The 16,570-nt window shown below is 65.3% G+C and carries 15 protein-coding genes and 1 pseudogene; 10 read left to right on the forward strand and 6 right to left on the reverse strand.

What is annotated here, in order from left to right:
* Positions 1 to 113: 113 nt before the first annotated feature.
* Entirely contained in the window at positions 114 to 1,739 is a 1,626-nt protein-coding gene (locus tag ACVIJ6_RS10805; protein ID WP_456772698.1) for an MltA domain-containing protein, read from the forward strand.
* Positions 1,740 to 1,751: 12 nt separating this feature from the next.
* A complete protein-coding gene (locus tag ACVIJ6_RS10810) occupies positions 1,752 to 2,327 on the forward strand; it encodes a Smr/MutS family protein (RefSeq protein ID WP_456772699.1) in 576 nt (191 codons plus the stop codon).
* Between the two features lie 3 nt (positions 2,328 to 2,330).
* Here ACVIJ6_RS10810 and ACVIJ6_RS10815 read toward each other — a convergent pair whose 3' ends face one another.
* The 3 genes from ACVIJ6_RS10815 to hslV all read right to left on the reverse strand — a co-directional run bounded on the left by ACVIJ6_RS10815 (position 2,331) and on the right by hslV (position 5,646).
* Positions 2,331 to 3,446: a hypothetical protein gene (locus ACVIJ6_RS10815; RefSeq protein WP_456772700.1), complete on the reverse strand. Its 1,116-nt coding sequence runs from the start codon at positions 3,444 to 3,446 to the stop codon at positions 2,331 to 2,333.
* 237 nt (positions 3,447 to 3,683) lie between these two features.
* Complete coding sequence (hslU, locus tag ACVIJ6_RS10820) at positions 3,684 to 4,988, reverse strand: ATP-dependent protease ATPase subunit HslU (RefSeq protein WP_456772701.1); 1,305 nt, start codon at positions 4,986 to 4,988, stop codon at positions 3,684 to 3,686.
* A gap of 97 nt (positions 4,989 to 5,085) precedes the next feature.
* A complete protein-coding gene (gene hslV / locus ACVIJ6_RS10825) occupies positions 5,086 to 5,646 on the reverse strand; it encodes an ATP-dependent protease subunit HslV (protein ID WP_011942668.1) in 561 nt (186 codons plus the stop codon).
* 194 nt (positions 5,647 to 5,840) lie between these two features.
* On the opposite strand from hslV, the pseudogene hisB reads away from it, so the two are divergent.
* From hisB to ACVIJ6_RS10865, 8 genes and pseudogenes are all read left to right on the forward strand, one after another.
* Positions 5,841 to 6,435, forward strand: a pseudogene (gene hisB, locus ACVIJ6_RS10830) (imidazoleglycerol-phosphate dehydratase HisB).
* Positions 6,436 to 6,460: 25 nt separating this feature from the next.
* Positions 6,461 to 6,982: a DUF2628 domain-containing protein gene (locus ACVIJ6_RS10835; RefSeq protein ID WP_456772702.1), complete on the forward strand. Its 522-nt coding sequence runs from the start codon at positions 6,461 to 6,463 to the stop codon at positions 6,980 to 6,982.
* Positions 6,979 to 7,629: an imidazole glycerol phosphate synthase subunit HisH gene (gene hisH, locus ACVIJ6_RS10840; protein ID WP_456772703.1), complete on the forward strand. Its 651-nt coding sequence runs from the start codon at positions 6,979 to 6,981 to the stop codon at positions 7,627 to 7,629. Before ACVIJ6_RS10835 ends, hisH begins: the two co-directional genes overlap by 4 nt.
* 63 nt (positions 7,630 to 7,692) lie before the next feature.
* Positions 7,693 to 8,427: a 1-(5-phosphoribosyl)-5-[(5-phosphoribosylamino)methylideneamino]imidazole-4-carboxamide isomerase gene (gene hisA / locus ACVIJ6_RS10845; RefSeq protein WP_456772704.1), complete on the forward strand. Its 735-nt coding sequence runs from the start codon at positions 7,693 to 7,695 to the stop codon at positions 8,425 to 8,427.
* A gap of 11 nt (positions 8,428 to 8,438) precedes the next feature.
* The gene (gene hisF, locus ACVIJ6_RS10850; RefSeq protein ID WP_456772705.1) at positions 8,439 to 9,215 is read left to right on the forward strand and encodes an imidazole glycerol phosphate synthase subunit HisF; all 777 of its coding nucleotides are present in this window, start codon (positions 8,439 to 8,441) and stop codon (positions 9,213 to 9,215) included.
* Positions 9,216 to 9,295: 80 nt separating this feature from the next.
* Positions 9,296 to 9,619, forward strand: coding sequence for a phosphoribosyl-ATP diphosphatase (locus ACVIJ6_RS10855; RefSeq protein ID WP_456772706.1), 324 nt, complete (start codon positions 9,296 to 9,298; stop codon positions 9,617 to 9,619).
* Positions 9,620 to 9,652: 33 nt separating this feature from the next.
* Positions 9,653 to 10,609 carry a type I pantothenate kinase gene (gene coaA / locus ACVIJ6_RS10860; RefSeq protein ID WP_456772707.1) on the forward strand — a complete coding sequence of 319 codons (957 nt, stop codon included), beginning with the start codon at positions 9,653 to 9,655 and terminating at the stop codon, positions 10,607 to 10,609.
* A 262-nt stretch (positions 10,610 to 10,871) separates the two neighbouring features.
* Positions 10,872 to 11,811 (forward strand): IS630 family transposase gene (locus ACVIJ6_RS10865; RefSeq protein ID WP_456771184.1). Its coding sequence is split into 2 segments (ribosomal slippage): positions 10,872 to 11,207 and positions 11,209 to 11,811, totalling 939 coding nucleotides; the frame shifts between segments, so codons are not numbered across the junction.
* A 155-nt stretch (positions 11,812 to 11,966) separates the two neighbouring features.
* On the opposite strand, the gene ACVIJ6_RS10870 is transcribed toward ACVIJ6_RS10865, so the two are convergent.
* The 3 genes from ACVIJ6_RS10870 to ACVIJ6_RS10880 all read right to left on the reverse strand — a co-directional run bounded on the left by ACVIJ6_RS10870 (position 11,967) and on the right by ACVIJ6_RS10880 (position 16,453).
* A complete protein-coding gene (locus ACVIJ6_RS10870) occupies positions 11,967 to 14,204 on the reverse strand; it encodes an ATP-binding protein (RefSeq protein ID WP_456776962.1) in 2,238 nt (745 codons plus the stop codon).
* A 140-nt stretch (positions 14,205 to 14,344) separates the two neighbouring features.
* The gene (locus ACVIJ6_RS10875; protein WP_456772708.1) at positions 14,345 to 14,812 is read right to left on the reverse strand and encodes a hypothetical protein; all 468 of its coding nucleotides are present in this window, start codon (positions 14,810 to 14,812) and stop codon (positions 14,345 to 14,347) included.
* Between the two features lie 102 nt (positions 14,813 to 14,914).
* Entirely contained in the window at positions 14,915 to 16,453 is a 1,539-nt protein-coding gene (locus ACVIJ6_RS10880; RefSeq protein WP_456772709.1) for a YifB family Mg chelatase-like AAA ATPase, read from the reverse strand.
* Positions 16,454 to 16,570: the final 117 nt, after the last annotated feature.

Consider the following 16,570-nt stretch of genomic DNA (forward strand, 5'->3'; position numbering starts at 1 on the left):
CAAATGGCCGATCTTGGTCGCGGTGGTGAAGAGAGGGATATCGAGGGCGGCACCGGTTTTTTGATCCTGTTTTTTCCGAGCTTCGCGTTGAGTGGTACTTAGACGGTGCAGACATGGTTCGCGAAATTTGGAAGCGGGGTTTTTCCGCCCATCGTCTCGACTCTTGGACCGCGGCGCTCGCTTTGGCCGTCGTCGCCGTGGTGCTCGCGCCCTATGCGGCCGAGGCGGTGCGCGCGCGTCATCGTTCCGCGCCGCCGATGCGTCACCTGCCCTACCCGCAGCTCGATTGGCCGCTCGAGATCAGCAACAGCCAGTATCTGCCGTTGACATGGAGCGACGTGCCTGGCTGGACCGACGACGATCAGCTCGCGGCTTATCGGACATTTCGCGCCAGCTGCAAGCCGATCGCGGCCAAGCCCGACGGTACGCCCGAAGACAAGGCGCTTGGCGACTCGCTGCGTGATCCCTGCCGCGAGGCGCGGGCGTCTGATCTGGCCGACAATGCCGCAGCACGCGCCTTCTTCGAACGGCATTTCGAACCGCTAAAGATTTCCAAGCTCGGCGACGCCGACGGCTTTGTCACCGGCTACTACGAACCTGTGATCGAAGGCTCGCGCACCCAGAACGAGGTTTACAACGTTCCGGTCTATCGCCGCCCCTCCAACCTGTTCGTGCGTGGCTTCAAGCAGGACGCGACCAGCCTGCCCAACAAGGGGCCGGTCTATCGCAAGATCGGACGGCGCAAGCTGGTCCCTTATTATGACCGCGCCGAGATCGAGGACGGCGCCATCGAAGGCCGCGGTCTCGAAATCGCGTGGCTCAGGAATCAGACGGATCTGCTGTTTGCGCAGATCCAGGGCTCGGCCCGGATCAGTCTCGACGACGGCTCGACCGTGCGCATCAACTACGATGCCTATAATGGTCACCCCTATACGCCGGTCGGACGCATCCTGATCGAGCGCGGCATCATCCCGCGCGAGCAGATGTCGATGCAGCGCATCCGCGAGTGGATGGAGCAGAGTCCCGAAGGCGCCAACGAGCTGCGCCGGATGAACCGCTCCTACATCTTCTTCCGCGAGGTGCAGCTGTCGGAGAAGGACGAGGCGGTCGGCGCGCAGGGCATTCCGCTGACGCCGGGCCGCTCGATCGCTGTCGACAAGTCGCTGCATGTCTACGGCACGCCGTTCTTCATCACTGGTGAGTTGCCGATTGACTCCGAGAAATCAAAGACAGCGTTTCATCGCCTGATGATCGCGCAGGACACGGGATCGGCGATCGTCGGCCCTGCCCGCGCCGATCTCTATTTCGGCGCCGGTCAGGACGCCGGCAAAGTGTCAGGCCGGCTCAAGCACAACATCCAGTTTGTGATGCTGGTGCCGCGGAGCCTCGACCCGGTGGCGCGCGGCCGCAACATGCCGCTGCCGGATGCGCGGCCCTCGGAGAAGATCGCAAAACTGTTTCCCCAGGTGCTGCCGAAGGACGCGCCGAAGGAGACGGCCAAGGATCAGACAAAGGACCAGTCGAAAGATCAGGTGAAGGGGCCGGATCAGCCCAATCCCGCCGCCTCTGCCGTCAAGGATGCCAAGGCCCCTGCCCCGGTTGCCAGCGCAAGCCCGCCGACCACGGTGGCGCAGGCCGTGACGGCTCCGGTGCCGTTGCCCGAGGCCAGGCCGCGGCTTGAAAGTGATCGCAATATCCGCCGATTGCGTTATGGCAGACGCCACCACAATCGCCGATGAACCGCCGCCGCCATGTCGCATGATCCCGAGCCGCCCCGTGGCCGCCGCAGGCGCGGTCTCACCGAGGACGAGCGCACGCTGTGGGAGACGGTCGCGCGACAAGTCAAGCCGCTGCGCAAGATCCAGCGCCCGGTTCGCCCGCACCCGCCGATGGTGACGGCCGAGCCGCAGCCGGACAAGCCGACCATGACGCAGCGGCAGGTCGTACCGGTCGCCGCCTCCAAGCCGGTCAGGCCGGCGATCCCGCCGCTGGTTTCGCTAGGCCGCAAGGAGCGCTCAAAACTGTCACGCGGCCGCAGCGAGATCGATGCACGGCTCGACCTGCACGGCATGACCCAGAGCCGGGCGCATCAGGCGCTGCACCACTTCTTGCACCGCGCCCAGCATGACGGCCTTACGTTCGTGCTGATCATCACCGGCAAGGGAACGATCGGGGCCGATCCCGAGCGCGGCGTGCTCCGGCGCCAGGTGCCGCATTGGCTGAGCCTGCCGGAATTCCGCGCGCTGATCGTCGGCTTCGAGGAAGCCCATACCGGCCATGGCGGCGCGGGCGCGCTCTATGTGCGCATCCGGCGGCCGCGCGGCTGAGGCTCAGAACGGCCGTATGATGCCGACACGCGGGATGACCGTGACGATCCAGCCCAGGATCGTGGTCTTGCGATCGTCGCCATCGACGAGGACCACCGGCTTGGCCGGCAGCGTCTTCACCGCATGCAGCATCAGCACCATGCAGACCACCCAGCTCGAGATCCAGCGCGAATAGTCGAACACCATCGCGAACATCACGAGATAAGCGAGGCTGATCACGCCGAGCGACGCGATGACGATCTGGCGATGACGCTGCTCGTGCAGTGCTCCGATCAGGCCCTTGATGCTCGACCATAACGGCAGGTGCAGCCAGAGCAGCAGCGCATAGACGGGTACGCCGAGCAGGTTCGACGGCAGCCGCGCCCAGGTGTCCTGCACTTCCTTCGCGAGCGGCTGGTACCAGACATAGGCGAATTGCAGCAGCTCCGTGCGCGACGGATTGGCCATGCGGGATCGCAAATAGGTCACGAAGTCCGCTTCCGCGAGCGGCATCGTGCCGAGGAATTGCGCGGCGAGAAAGAGCGCGCCGAGACCAGCCAGCACGCCGGCGCCGGCAGCGATATCAAGCGTCGTGATCCTGCGGGTGAGATAGTAGCGCAGCACCACGATGGCGGTGATGGTTGGAACATACATCAGCAGATGGATGTGGTGGATCAGCACCAGCACCGCCGAGATGAAGGCTGCAAGCAGCACGTAGAGCAGCGAGCCCGCCGGAACCAGCAGCAGGATGATCGCGCCGAGACAGCCATAGATGTCGAAATGGCCGAGCGTGAACAGGAAGTTCTTGAACACGAAGGGCGAGCCGGCGGTGAAGACGAACAGCGGCAGGGTCGTGCGGTCCAGGCCAAAGGTGCGGCGGAAGAGTTGCACGAACAGAGCGAAGGTGATCAACCAGACGGTGCCCCCGAGCACGAACACCAGCCATACCGGTACCTTCGTCGTGAACAGTCCGACGATCGCGCCGATCAGCGCGCGCTTGATGAAGCCGTGGTGATAGTCGACCAGCAGATGGATGTAGGGGATGTAGGGCGGCAGCGTGAGCTTGTGCAGGACCACGCCGAGCATCACGGCGGCGTTGACGGCGAGCATCGCCCGCCAGTGTTTGCCGAACGCGGTCATGCAGCGTCCGAGCGATGGCAGATGGAGAAGAAATCGTCGCCACGCGCAAAACTGTCGTCCCGGCTTTGAACCGGGACCCATAACCACCGCTGTCTGTGCTGAGGCAGGGCTGGAGCCGCCATCTTGAATTACAAATCAGCTTTCGTGGTTATGGATCCCCGCGTTCGCGGGGACGACGGCGGAGTTTGAGGTTGCACCGGGGCGGACGAGCGAAGCCGCTACAAGCGCAACAACCTCTTACAAAATGAACCGGCTCAAATCCGCGTTCTTGGCGAGATCGCCGATATGCTGCTGCACATAGGCAGCATCGACGCGCATGGTCTCGCCTGATCGGTCCGAGGCGGTGAAGGAGATCTCGTCGAGCACGCGCTCCATCACCGTCTGCAGCCGGCGTGCGCCGATGTTCTCGACCGTGGAGTTCACCGCGACCGCGATGTCGGCGAGCGCATCGATCGCGTCATCGGTGATGTCGAGCGTGACGCCCTCGGTCTTCATCAGCGCGACATATTGCTTGATCAGCGACGCCTCCGGCTCGGTGAGGATGCGACGCATGTCGTCACGTGTCAGCGCCTGCAGCTCGACGCGGATCGGCAGTCGGCCCTGCAGCTCCGGCAACAGGTCGGAGGGCTTTGCGATGTGGAACGCACCCGACGCGATGAACAGGATGTGGTCGGTCTTGACCGCGCCATGCTTGGTCGAGACCGTGGTGCCCTCGATCAGCGGCAGCAGATCGCGCTGCACGCCCTCGCGCGACACGTCGCCGCCGTGGCGGTTCTCCCGCACGCAGATCTTGTCGATCTCGTCGAGGAACACGATGCCGTTGTTCTCGACCACGCTGATGGCCTCTTGCACCAGCTGGTCATTGTCGAGCAGCTTGTCTGACTCTTCGGCGATCAGGATGTCGTGCGATGACTCGACCGTCACGCGCCGCGTCTTGGTGCGGCCGCCGAGCTTGCCGAAAATGTCGCCGATCGAGATCGCGCCCATCTGCGCGCCCGGCATGCCCGGGATCTCGAACATCGGAAAGCCGCTGCCGGAGGACTGCGTCTCGATCTCGATTTCCTTGTCGTTGAGCTCGCCGGCGCGCAGCTTGCGGCGGAACGAGTCGCGGGTCGCCGCACTTGAATTGGCGCCGACCAGCGCATCGAGCACGCGTTCCTCGGCCGCGAGCTGGGCCCGAGCGGCAACGTCCTTGCGCTTGCGCTCGCGGACCTGAACGATCGCGACCTCGACGAGGTCGCGGATGATCTGTTCGACGTCGCGGCCGACATAGCCGACCTCGGTGAACTTGGTGGCTTCGACCTTGAGAAACGGCGCGCCGGCGAGCTTGGCCAGCCGCCGCGCGATCTCGGTCTTGCCGACGCCGGTCGGGCCGATCATCAGGATGTTCTTCGGCAGCACCTCTTCGCGCAGGCCAGCGTCGAGCTGCAGCCGGCGCCAGCGGTTGCGCAAGGCGATGGAGACCGCGCGCTTGGCGTCAGCCTGGCCGACGATGTAGCGGTCGAGTTCGGAGACGATTTCGCGGGGAGAAAAGTCGGTCATGGGTTGGGCCAGGAACTGGTTGAGGGGCTGAACAGGACGGGCTGGTGCCGCGTCGTCCGGGGTCCGCTGCCTCCAGCGGATGCCGCGGGAGGCGACGTCACTCCGCCGCCAGCGCTTCGATGGTGATGTTGCGGTTGGTGTAGACGCAGATATCGGCGGCAATGTCGAGCGAGCGGCGCACGATGCTCTCGGCGTCCTTGTCGGTGTCGATCAGGGCCCGCGCCGCCGCCAGCGCATAATTGCCGCCCGAGCCGATGGCCATCACGCCGGCCTCCGGTTCCAGCACGTCGCCGGTCCCGGTCAGGACCAGCGAGACCTCCTTGTCGGCCACGATCATCATCGCTTCCAACCGGCGCAGATAGCGGTCGGTGCGCCAGTCCTTGGCGAGCTCGACGGCCGCCCGGGTCAGCTGCCCCGGATATTGCTCGAGCTTGCTCTCCAGCCGCTCGAACAGGGTAAACGCGTCGGCGGTGGCGCCGGCGAAGCCGCCGATCACATCGCCCTTGCCGAGCTTGCGCACCTTGCGGGCATTCGACTTGATCACGGTCTGGCCGATCGAGACCTGACCATCGCCGCCGATGACCACCCTGCCCCCTTTGCGGACGGTCAGGATCGTAGTGCCGTGCCAGACGGCGGGCTCGTGCGAGGTTGCGTGCATGGAAAGTCCCTGGTTGGTGCCCTCATTTAGGCGCTCGGGCCGGGGGACACAATTACCGCGCCCCTGCCCTGCCCGGTCAGGCCTTGAAATCCGCTCACCATGGCCCGAGATCAGGCGAGGTGCCGTCATCCCGCAGTAGCTAAGGTGTCATCCGCCTGATAAAAGGGCCGCGTTTTCAAGGGAAAGCTGACCCCATGCGTAGCGCGTCCATCAAGCGCAAGACCAAAGAAACCGACATCGAGGTGGCCGTCAATCTCGACGGCACCGGGGCGGTGAACATCGCGACCGGTATCGGCTTCTTCGATCACATGCTGGATCTCCTGGCGCGGCATTCCCGCATCGACATGACGGTCAAGGCGGTCGGCGACCTCCATATTGATTTCCACCACACCACCGAGGATGTCGGCATCGCGCTCGGCCAGGCGGTGCGCCAGGCGCTCGGCGACATGGCGGGCATCACGCGCTACGCCTCGATCCACATGCCGATGGACGAGACCCTGACCCGCGTCGTGATCGACGTTTCGGGCCGGCCGATGCTGGTGTTCCGCACGACCTTCCCGCGCGACAAGATCGGCGAGTTCGACACCGAGCTGGTGCGCGAATGGTTCAACGCCTTCGCCATGAACGCCGGCATCACCTTGCATGTCGAGACGCTGTACGGCGAGAACGCCCATCATATCGCCGAATCCTGCTTCAAGGGTCTGGCGCGGGCGTTGCGGTCAGCGCTTGCGATCGATCCGCGCAACCCAGGGCGAAGTGCCTTCCACCAAGGGTCAGCTCGGCGGCTGATCTCTTCCCTCAAGGGATATTCGACATGCCCGTCTATACGGTTCACGCTCCCCTCGCCGCCGGGGCCGATCTGCGTTCGACGGATCGCTTCGTCTTCATCCGCGACGGCTTTCATCTCTGGGCCGCGGTGCTCGGCGCCGTCTGGCTGGCCTGGCATCGGCTGTGGCTGGCGATGATCGGCTATGCCGCCGTCGTGATGGTGATCGACCTGATCCTGGCGCGGATCGGTGTCGCATCCGGCGCGATCGCCGCGATCGATCTGTTGATGGCGATCCTGCTCGGGCTCGAGGCTTCGAGCCTGAAGCGCTGGAGCTATTCGCGCGGCAATTGGCGTCAGCTCGACGTCGTGGTCGCCGACGATCTCGACGCCGCCGAGCGGCGCTTCTTCGAGCGCTGGGCGGCGCGCCGGAGCACCATCGGCTACGACAATCACACCATCGATCGCGGCGCTGCGCCGCCGACGCGTGACAATGGACAGCGGCCGCCGCCGCCGCTCCCGCATGCCAGTATCATTGGCTTGTTCCCCGAACCCGGAGGTGGACGATGAGTGTTGCGATCATCGATTACGGCTCCGGCAATCTGCATTCCGCCGCGAAAGCGTTCGAGCGCGCCGCGCGCAGCATGGAGTATCCGCAGAAGGTCGTGGTGACCCGCGATCCCGACACGGTGTATCGCGCCGACCGCATCGTGCTGCCCGGCGTCGGTGCCTTCGCCGATTGCCGCCGCGGCCTCGATGCCGTCGACGGCATGCTGGAGGCGATGACCGAGGCTGTGCGCCACAAGGCGCGGCCGTTCTTCGGCATCTGCGTCGGCATGCAGCTGATGGCGACGCACGGCAAGGAGCATGTCACCACCGATGGCTTCGACTGGATCGCAGGCGATGTCGAGAAGATCGCGCCTGATGACGAGAGCCTGAAGATCCCGCATATGGGCTGGAACACGCTCGACCTGGTGCAGGAGCATCCTGTGCTGGAGCGGCTTCCGCTCGGACCGAAGGGCCTGCATGCCTACTTCGTGCACTCCTATCACTTGAACGCTGTCAACGAGAACGATGTGCTGGCGCGCGCCGATTATGGCGGACCGATCACCGCGATCGTCGGCAAGGACACCGCGATCGGCACGCAATTCCATCCCGAGAAGAGCCAGCGTTTCGGTCTCGCCCTCATTTCCAACTTCCTGAAATGGAAGCCGTGAGCGCTTTTGTCCTGTTCGCCGGAGAGGCGGGCAGGGCGCTTGCCTGAAAGACAGACAACTCAGATGATCCTGTTTCCCGCCATCGATCTGAAGAACGGCCAGTGCGTGCGCCTGGAGCAAGGTGACATGGCGCGGGCCACCGTCTTCAACCTCGATCCCGCCGCGCAGGCCAAGAGCTTCGCCGACCAGGGCTTCGAATATCTCCACGTCGTCGATCTCGACGGCGCCTTCGCCGGCAAGCCGATGAATGCGTATGCGGTCGAGGCGATGCTGAAGGTCGTCAACATGCCGGTGCAGCTTGGCGGCGGCATCCGCGATCTCAAGACCGTGGAGGCCTGGCTCGGCAAGGGCATCACCCGGGTGATCATCGGCACCGCTGCCGTGCGCGATCCCGAACTGGTGAAGACGGCGGCGAAAGCCTTTCCAGGCCGCGTCGCAGTCGGCCTCGACGCCCGTGACGGCAAGGTCGCCGTGGAAGGCTGGGCCGAAACGTCCGAAGTCACCGCGCTCGACATTGCCCGGCGGTTCGAGGACGCCGGCGTCGCCGCGATCATCTTCACCGACATCGCCCGTGACGGTCTTCTGAAGGGGCTGAACCTCGATGCGACGATCGCGCTCGGCGACGCTATCTCGATCCCCGTGATCGCCTCCGGCGGCCTCGCCTCGATCGAGGACGTCCAGGCGATGCTTACGCCGCGCGCCCGGAAGCTGGAAGGCGCCATCGCCGGCCGCGCGCTCTATGACGGGCGGCTCGACCCGGCCGAGGCGCTGGCGCTGATCCGCGCGGCGCGCGCGTAGGAGAGAACAGGATGTTCAAGGTCCGTGTCATTCCCTGCCTCGACGTCAAGGACGGACGGGTCGTCAAGGGCGTCAACTTCGTCAATCTGCGCGACGCCGGCGATCCGGTGGAGGCTGCGATCGCCTATGACGCCGCCGGCGCCGACGAGCTCTGCTTCCTCGACATCACCGCCACCCATGAGAACCGCGGCATCATGCTCGACGTCGTCCGGCGCACGGCGGAGGCCTGCTTCATGCCGGTCACGGTCGGCGGCGGCGTGCGCACCATCGACGACATCAAGACCTTGCTGCGCTCGGGTGCGGACAAGGTTTCGATCAATTCGGCCGCGGTCGCGCGGCGCGAATTCGTGAAGGAGGCCGCCGAAAAGTTCGGCGAGCAGTGCATCGTGGTCGCGATCGACGCCAAGTCGGTGCCACGGGCGGGCGGCGGCAGCCGTTGGGAGATCTTCACCCATGGCGGCCGCAAATCGACCGGCATCGATGCGCTGGAATATGCCCAGGAGGTTGTTTCGCTGGGGGCCGGCGAGATCCTGCTGACCTCGATGGACCGCGACGGCACGCGGCAGGGTTTTGATATTCCGTTGACGCGGGCGGTTGCCGACAGCGTTCCGGTGCCGGTGATCGCCTCGGGCGGCGTCGGCAATCTCGACCATCTGGTCGACGGCATCCGGCAGGGCAGGGCGACCGCGGTGCTGGCCGCCTCGATCTTCCATTTCGGGGAATTTACCATTCGGCAGGCCAAGGAGCACATGGTGCGCCAGGGCCTGCCGATGCGGCTCGATCCCTGACGACATTGCGCCGCAAAAATGTTAGATGAACGCTGGTCCGGCCGCCTCCGTGGGCGGGCAGGCGTTCCGAGTACAGGCTGATGTCACGCTTCACGCTTCACGATCTGGCCGCCATCATCGACGCCCGCGCCGCGGCGGGCGGCGAGGCGTCCTATACGCGCAAGCTGCTCGACAAGGGCCCGGCGCAATGCGCCAAGAAGATGGGCGAGGAGGCGGTGGAGACGGTGATTGCCGCTGTTGGCACCGACCGTGAGCACCTGATCTCCGAAAGCGCCGATCTGCTGTTTCATTTGTTGGTGCTGTTGAAGTCGCGCGACGTCCACCTCGAAGAGGTCGAGGCGGCGCTCGTCAAGCGCACCGGCATGTCGGGGCTGGAAGAAAAGGCGTCGCGCAAGACGGAGTAGGGCGCGACGGCGGGGGAAACGAAGGGCAGCATCATGGATATGCGCACCACCGAACAACAATATAATCCGTACCGCGTCTTCACCCGCCAGCAATGGGCCGAGCTGCGCAACGACACGCCGATGACGTTGGAGCCCGGCGAGTTCTCCAAGCTGCGCTCGATGCACGACCGCCTCGATCTGCAGGAGGTCGAGGAGATCTATCTGCCGCTGTCGCGGCTGCTGTCGATGTATGTCGATGCCGCTCAGCGGCTGTACTACGCGCAGCGTCAGTTTCTCGGCATCCGCGACCGCAAGATGCCCTACATCATCGGCGTCGCCGGCTCGGTGTCGGTCGGCAAGTCCACCACCGCGCGCGTGCTGCAGGCGCTGCTGGCGCGCTGGTCGCCGCGGCCCAAGGTCGATCTCATCACCACCGACGGTTTCCTGTATCCGAACGCCGTGCTGGAGCGGCAGGGCTTGATGCAGAAGAAGGGTTTTCCCGAGAGCTACGACCTGCCGCGGCTGCTCGCCTTCCTTTCCGACATTAAGGCCGGCCGCCATACGGTGCGCGCGCCGGTGTACTCGCATCTCACCTACGACATCGTTCCCAATCATTGGGTCGAGATCGACCAGCCCGACATCCTGATCGTCGAGGGCGTCAACGTGCTGCAGACCGGGCCGTTGCCGCGCGACGGCAAGGCCGTGCCGGTGGTCTCCGACTTCTTCGACTTCTCCGTCTACATCGATGCCGATGAGGCGGTGTTGCGCAAATGGTATGTGAAGCGCTTCCTGTCGCTGCGCGACACCGCGTTCCACGATCCCCGATCCTACTTCAACCGCTATGCGCTGCTGTCGGACGAGGAGGCCATCGCCACCGCGATCGCGATCTGGGAACGCACCAACCTCGCCAATCTCGAAGACAACATCCTGCCGACACGGCCACGCGCAACGCTGATCCTGAAGAAGGGCGCGGACCACGAGGTCGAAACCGTGGCGCTGCGGCGGCTGTGAGCTGCGAAGTGCTAAGCGGACTCAAGCGCGAATCGGAGTTCGTGCCCGGCCGATCGTCGTGATAGCGTTTGGTATGGCGGCTTGCGCAGCAATCCGGGTGAGGGTCATGGTACACGCGGAGCTCAGATCCCAAATTCGTCGGGCGGGCACAGTGGCTCTGAGTGCATGCTAAAGCGGGATGAGAATAGCCTGAATCGATTTGGGATTCCCAAATCAGCGTGTTTCTGATTCACCGTGTTGGCTGGGAAGGAGGCCAGCACGGATGGGCGCACCATATTCTCTGGACCTTCGAAAGCGGGTTGTCGCCGCGATCAAGGGCGGGATGTCTCGCAATAAGGCGGCCAAGCAGTTTGGGGTCGCGATCAGCACAGCGATCAATTGGGCCAGGCTTGAGAAGGAGACAGGCAGCATCGAACCTGGCCAGATGGGCGGCCATAAGCCCAAGGCGATCTCGGGTGAGCATGCCACGTGGCTGCAACAGCGAATCAGAGCGAGCGACTTCACCTTAAGAGGGCTGGTGGCCGAGCTCGCCGAACGCGGGTTGAAAGTCGACTACCGTTCGGTCTGGGAATTCGTTCATGCCGAGAAGCTCAGCTTCAAAAAAAAGCGTGGAGGCTGGCGAACGCGATCGTCCTGACGTGGCGCGGCGACGAGAGCAATGGAGGAAATATCAAGATCGCATCGACGCCACGCGCCTTGTCTTTATCGACGAAACCTGGACCAGGACAGACATGGCGCCGTTGCGAGGATGGAGCCCGCGTGGTAGCAGGCTGACCGCCAAAGTCCCTCACGGACGGTGGAAAACAATGACCTTTCTGGCGGCACTGCGCCACGACCGCATTGATGCACCATGGTTCATTGAAGGGCCGATCAACGGCGAAAGCTTTCGCACCTATGTAGAGCACGTTCTTTTGCCGACCCTTCATCCGGGCGATATCGTGATCTTGGACAACCTCGGCAGCCACAAAAGCAAAGCCGTCCGCCAATTGATCCGCTCGGTAGGAGCCAGGATCTTCTTCTTGCCCAAATACTCGCCCGACCTGAACCCAATCGAACAGGTCTTTGCCAAGCTCAAGCACCTTCTACGCAAAGCCGCGGCGCGAACCGTCGACACGGTTTGCGCCGCAATTGCTGGTGCCCTCGACGCCTTCTCCGCAGAAGAGTGTGCCAACTACCTCAAAAACTCAGGATATCGAACTTAATCTCATCTCGCTTTAGCTGCCCGAGACATGATCGTTGTCCGAGCCGCGTCGTAGAAAAGGCGGCTCGCTGCAAACAATCAGCACCGCCCGCGGAGCTGCCCCTCTCCCCGTAAGATCGGGGAGAGGGAGCGCACCTCCCGTGCGAATACTATTAACTACGCCGCCACCTGCCGTGCCGCCGCCAGATTGGCCAGCGCTTCATCCAGCTTGTCGCGGTCGATCGGCTTGACCAGGAAGCCGTCCATTCCCGCCTCGAAACAGGCATAGCGGTCCTCGACCAGGGCATTGGCAGTAAGTGCGAGGATCGGCGTGCGCCGTCCGGGCTCGCTGGACTCATGGGCGCGGATGCGACGGGTCGCGGCAATGCCGTCGAGCCGCGGCATCTGCACGTCCATCAGGATGAGATCATAGGGCGTGCCGGCCGCGCGGGCGGCGAGCCAGGAATCTAGGGCAGCCTCGCCATGCACGGCGATATCGGCGTGATGGCCGAGCTTGGTCAGCAGTGAGCGCATCAGCAGCGCGTTGATATCGTTGTCCTCGGCGACGAGGATCGCCAGCCCGGTGCCGGCCCGCGCCGCGATGGATGGTGCGATCGTCGGAATCGGATGCTCGGCGAATGCCGCTCCTGCATCCGTGTCGAAGCCCACGCGCGCGGCGAGCGAAGCGGCCCGCAACGGCTTCACCAGATAGCCGTTGAAGGGCGCGGCCGGGGCCAGCTCGTGCCGGCTCGTCGGCGTGACCAGCACGATCAGCCGTGTCGTATGATGGTGTGCGGCTTCGCCCAATCGCCGCGCCGCCTCGCTGCCGATCGCGTCATCGATCAAGACCGCGTGCCAGGTGCGCTCGGGCAGCAGCGCCGCGGCGATCTCGGTCTCGGCGACGAGGCAGGTCTGCGCGCCCCAATTCTGCAGCCGCCTTTCGATCAGCTCGGCCTGCAGGCCGGTCGGCGCGATCAGCATGATCGACTGTCCGGCCAGATCCGGGCCGCGAAAGCTGTTCTGCTCGCCGCGCTCGAGCGCCGGCGGCAGCGGCACGGACACCTCGAACGTCGAGCCCGCGCCGGGCTGGCTCTGCAGCGAGATGCGTCCGCCCATCCGCTTGACGATGCGGTCGGAGATCGCGAGCCCAAGCCCGGTGCCGCCGAAGCTGCGCGCGACGCTGTCGTCGGCCTGTTCGAACTCGTGGAAAATCCGCTCCTGCGCGTCAGCGGCGATGCCGATGCCGGTGTCGCGCACCTGGAAGCTGATCTCGTTCGGCCAGATGCCGGGCTCGGCAATCAGCGCCACGCCGCCTTTGCTGGTGAACTTGATCGCGTTGCCGGCGAGATTGAGCAGCACCTGGCGCAGCCTTGCGGCGTCGCCGGTCACCCAGGTCGGCAGCCGCTCGTCGAGATAGGCCGCGATCTCCAGCTGTTTTGCTTGCGCGCGCGGTGCCAGGAGCTCGGTGATCTCCTCGATCAGCGCGGTCAGCGCGAACGGCTGCGCTTCGAGGGCCAGCTTGCCGGCCTCGATCTTGGAATAATCGAGCAGCTCGTTGATCAGCGACATCAGCGCTTCGCCTGAGCTGCGGACGGCCTTGGCATAGGTGGTCTGCTCCGGCGTGAGCTGCGTCTCCAGCAGCAGCCCGCTCATGCCGAGGATGCCGTTCAACGGGGTGCGGATCTCGTGGCTGGCCATCGCCAGGAAGCGCGATTTGGCGCGGTTCGCCGCATTGGCCTGGTCGCGCGCCTCGCCCAGCGCCCGCTCGGTCTCGGTGCGGTCGGTGACGTCGCGGCCGACACATTGCAGCACGGCCGGGTGTCCTGCGTCGGAACGCACCAGCGCCTCGCGCCAGGCGATCCAGCGCGGTCCGATGGCGCTGTCGATCCGCTGGTCGTGGACGCGTGTGCCGCTCGGCTCCAGCGCGCTGTCGCCTTGCTCGATGAGATCGAAGCTGAACTGGCTGCCGAGCAGGTTTTCGCGATCGAGGCCGGCCATCCGGCAATAGGCGTCGTTGACGAAGATGATCGTGCCGTCGCTTTCGCGCATGACGATCAGGTCGCCCTGCTGCTCGAACAGGCTGCGGGCGCGCTGTTCGGCCTCCTGAAGCTCCCAATTGCGGTCCGCCAGCACCTCGTTGTGAAGCGCGAGCTTGTGCATTTTCTTGCGCATGAAGCGCAGCCGCATGCTGAGCGTCGCGAGTCCGACGCAGGCGAGCGCAAACAGAAAGCTGGCGCCGATCGCGAAGGCGTGCGGGTTGTAGCCGGAGGTCTCGGACAGGCTGGCCTTGATGAAGCCATAGGCGCCGCCGAAGCCGGCCATGAAGATCATTGCCGAACGCAGGATCGTGAATAGCGTGTGATGACGGCGTGTGAACCGGCGCAGCCGCAGCCTGATGCGAAAACTCGCTCCCATCATCTCGCTTACTCCCGAAATCATCAATTCCAATATGACGGCCGGCCCGCACCATGCGGCGTCGGTCTTGCTGAGACTTTGAAACGATCATGCACGGATCGTTGGCCGTGCAGAGATGGTGAACCGGGCGTTAGCCCGGCTCACAGCAGCGAATTCGCCGGCGCAACGTCGTGATGGTGAGCGGCAGCAACCGATGCGGCGGCCCGTCGGGCCGTGTTACGGTCGGAGCGAATAAAGATGCGGTCATCCGTGCGGCCGTCCGTCGCACCTTCGCTGGCGAGATCGATGCGCGACGTGCCGGCCGGCGGCGCGGTCGCAATCCCCACCGCCTGGACCGCGGCGGTCGCGCCGCAGTCTTGATCGGCTTGGACGGGCGGATGGTCGACGACGACAAGATCGACCGCCTGCGGATCGTCGCGGAGTGCCACGCGCGCGGGATCGTCAGCCGAGTCGACATGAAGGTCGGCATGAAACGGTGGGGAATCGAGCGCGATGCAGTCGGCCGCCACCGCCGTGCAGGGCGGCATCGCCGGCGCGAATTCTGATCGCGCCATGAGCGCAGCCGCGATCAGCGACGCAGCCGCAACGACGAGCTTGATACGCAACATGACACGCACCGACACGGAAGGCCTGATGACGGACAAGGCGGGCCTTATGGTTGCCGGAGCGTAAAGAGAAATCGTTACCAGAAGGTTGATGCGGGACAGCGCTCACGCCGCATGCCGGCTGTCCTCCGCCAGCGCGCGATACGACAGCGCCTCCGCCAGATGCAGCCGGCCGATCGCCTCTGCGTGGTCGAGATCGGCCAAAGTGCGGGCCACGCGCAGCACGCGGTGATAGCCGCGCGCCGACAGGCGCATCGTTTCCGCGGCCTCGCGGAGCAGCTTCTGGCCGGGCGGATCAAGCCTGGCGATATCGTCGAGCACCGCGGCCGGCGCCTCGGCATTGGTCCGGACGTGCGGCAGGCCGGCCTTGGCGTAGCGCGCGCGCTGCAGGTCGCGCGCGGCGGCGACGCGGGCGGCGACCTCGGCGGAGCCTTCCTTCGAGGGCGGCAGGATCAGATCAGCAGCGGTGACGGCCGGCACCTCGATCCGCAAATCGATGCGGTCCATCAGCGGGCCGGAGATGCGCATCTGATAGTCGGCGGTGCAGCGGTCGATGCGGCCGCGCTTGCAGGCATAGCCGGGCTCGAAAGCATTGCCGCAGCGGCATGGATTCATCGCCGCGACCAGCATGAAGCGGGCAGGGTAGGTGACGCGGTGGTTAGCGCGCGAGATCGAGACCTCGCCATTCTCCAGCGGCTGGCGCAGCGAATCCAGCACGCGCGGATCGAACTCAGGCAGCTCGTCGAGGAACAGCACGCCCTGATGCGCCAGCGAGATCTCGCCGGGGCGGGCGCGCAGGCCGCCACCGGTCAGCGCCGCCATGCTGGCCGAATGGTGCGGGCTGCGGAACGGTCGCCGGTTGGTCAGCGCGCCGCCATCGATCTCGCCGGCGACCGAGGCGATCATCGAGACTTCCAGCAGCTCGGCCGGCGACAGCGGCGGCAGGATCGAGGGCAGCCGCGCCGCCAGCATCGACTTGCCGGCGCCGGGCGACCCGATCATCAATAAATGATGGCCGCCGGCAGCGGCGATTTCGAGCGCGCGCTTGCCGCTCTCCTGGCCCTTGATGTCGCGCAGATCGAGCAGGCTCGCCGGTGCCTCCTGGATCTTCGGCTGCGGCCGCGACAGCACCTGCGTGCCCTTGAAATGATTGGCGATCTGGATCAGCGACGCCGCCGCGATGATCTGCAGGTCCGGGCTCGCCCAGGCCGCCTCGGCGCCGCAGGCGGCCGGGCAGATCAGGCCTTCCTCGCGCGCATTGGCGCCGATCGCCGCGGGGAGCACGCCGGCCACCGGCGCGATCGAGCCGTCGAGGCCGAGCTCGCCGAGCACGGTGAAGCTATTGAGCGCATCCGGCGGAATGGCGCCGATCGCCGCCATCAGGCCAAGCGCGATCGGCAGATCGTAATGGCTGCCTTCCTTGGGCACGTCGGCCGGCGCCAGGTTGACGGTGATGCGCCGCGCCGGCAGCGCCAGGCCCGAGGCGATCAGCGCCGAGCGCACCCGCTCGCGCGCCTCCGACACCGCCTTGTCGGGCAGGCCGACGATCGCAAACGCCGGCAGGCCAGGGGCGACCTGAACCTGCACGTCGACCGCGCGGGCCTCGATGCCCTCGAAAGCGACGGTGGAAACGCGCTGGACCATGATGCCCTCCCGCGCTCAACGGTATCGGAAGCGGGCAGAGTTTGCAAGAACAATGCAAGAACATTGTCGTCCAGGGGTGCGCCGAAGGCTGTTAAGGACGCTGAGAGCCCTCCGTAG

Source organism: Bradyrhizobium sp. USDA 4369, from assembly GCF_054056435.1.

Bases quoted from the DNA above. Each gene is read 5' to 3' on its own strand.
- ACVIJ6_RS10875 (WP_456772708.1), bottom strand. From the start codon at position 14,812: ATGTTGCGTATCAAGCTCGTCGTTGCGGCTGCGTCGCTGATCGCGGCT.
- coaA (WP_456772707.1), top strand. From the start codon at position 9,653: ATGGATATGCGCACCACCGAACAACAATATAATCCGTACCGCGTCTTC.
- ACVIJ6_RS10855 (WP_456772706.1), top strand. From the start codon at position 9,296: ATGTCACGCTTCACGCTTCACGATCTGGCCGCCATCATCGACGCCCGC.
- ACVIJ6_RS10815 (WP_456772700.1), bottom strand. From the start codon at position 3,446: ATGACCGCGTTCGGCAAACACTGGCGGGCGATGCTCGCCGTCAACGCC.
- ACVIJ6_RS10805 (WP_456772698.1), top strand. From the start codon at position 114: ATGGTTCGCGAAATTTGGAAGCGGGGTTTTTCCGCCCATCGTCTCGAC.
- hslV (WP_011942668.1), bottom strand. From the start codon at position 5,646: ATGCACGCAACCTCGCACGAGCCCGCCGTCTGGCACGGCACTACGATC.
- ACVIJ6_RS10810 (WP_456772699.1), top strand. From the start codon at position 1,752: ATGTCGCATGATCCCGAGCCGCCCCGTGGCCGCCGCAGGCGCGGTCTC.
- hisF (WP_456772705.1), top strand. From the start codon at position 8,439: ATGTTCAAGGTCCGTGTCATTCCCTGCCTCGACGTCAAGGACGGACGG.
- hisA (WP_456772704.1), top strand. From the start codon at position 7,693: ATGATCCTGTTTCCCGCCATCGATCTGAAGAACGGCCAGTGCGTGCGC.
- hisH (WP_456772703.1), top strand. From the start codon at position 6,979: ATGAGTGTTGCGATCATCGATTACGGCTCCGGCAATCTGCATTCCGCC.
- ACVIJ6_RS10870 (WP_456776962.1), bottom strand. From the start codon at position 14,204: ATGGGAGCGAGTTTTCGCATCAGGCTGCGGCTGCGCCGGTTCACACGC.
- ACVIJ6_RS10880 (WP_456772709.1), bottom strand. From the start codon at position 16,453: ATGGTCCAGCGCGTTTCCACCGTCGCTTTCGAGGGCATCGAGGCCCGC.
- ACVIJ6_RS10835 (WP_456772702.1), top strand. From the start codon at position 6,461: ATGCCCGTCTATACGGTTCACGCTCCCCTCGCCGCCGGGGCCGATCTG.
- hslU (WP_456772701.1), bottom strand. From the start codon at position 4,988: ATGACCGACTTTTCTCCCCGCGAAATCGTCTCCGAACTCGACCGCTAC.